This window comes from Vibrio sp. 10N.222.55.C6, assembly GCF_041473395.1.
Taxonomy (GTDB): domain Bacteria; phylum Pseudomonadota; class Gammaproteobacteria; order Enterobacterales; family Vibrionaceae; genus Vibrio; species Vibrio crassostreae_C.
Map to the genome: position 1 here is coordinate 1 of NZ_JBFRSD010000498.1, position 771 is coordinate 771.

Below are 771 nucleotides of genomic sequence, written 5' to 3' on the forward strand. Positions count from 1 at the left end.
CTCTTCCACAATGAACTCCCTAGTCTAATAATTGTTCTGAATGATGGATTAATATCTGGCTCACCTACTAGTAGCTTAAAATTTGAGCGCGCTGGGGGGCTTTTGTATTGTCCTTCGTTCAAGTCATAGAGCCACTCCAAAGCCCTATTAGCTTCTATCCAGTCAACAGGTGAAGTTTCAAGGTGGGCTTTAATCTCTTCTATTGCCGAAGGTACTAGTCCATAGAATAACTTCATAACATCACGGTGATTACCTATCTGTAACCGCATTAAATCCCCAAGTGCACACCAAACGGAGCGATTCCAAGTTATTGTGCAGTTATCTGGTACGCCTTCATGGTAACGGCAACGCCCATAGCGATAGTTAATCAACTTATCCCATTCAACTGCTAGTTCACCAATTAATTCAAAACCTATCACACCTTTCAGGGTTGATGCTTTTTTGTACAGATCATGCACGTGTTGCTCTGGATTTTTATCTTTAGGAGATTTGACTTCAAGCAATTCAAGTTGATGTTTAAGCGATATAAATGTTTTTGAATTCAGTACTTCATTTGACACTCTAAACCATTCCGTTTGTATATTTTCTAGGTCTGGTAGTACCTGTTTACCTTCTCTTTGCACTTTGACTTCAGCTAAACGAGCTTTATTCCTATCAATCTCTTTTGAGGCGGCAACTAATCGTCTAATATGCTTATCACTATTTCTTTTTTTAGATTTTGCTTTTTTGCATGACTTATTTTTCATAATAATCAAAAACTTAAGGCGGAAA

General features: G+C 38.0%; 1 protein-coding gene. It reads right to left on the minus strand.

Annotation, left to right across the window (positions count from 1 at the left end):
• The coding region (locus tag AB4486_RS24790) for a hypothetical protein (protein WP_372119345.1) at positions 1 to 746 on the minus strand (746 nt) is incomplete at its 3' end.
• Between the last annotated feature and the right edge of the window lie 25 nt (positions 747 to 771).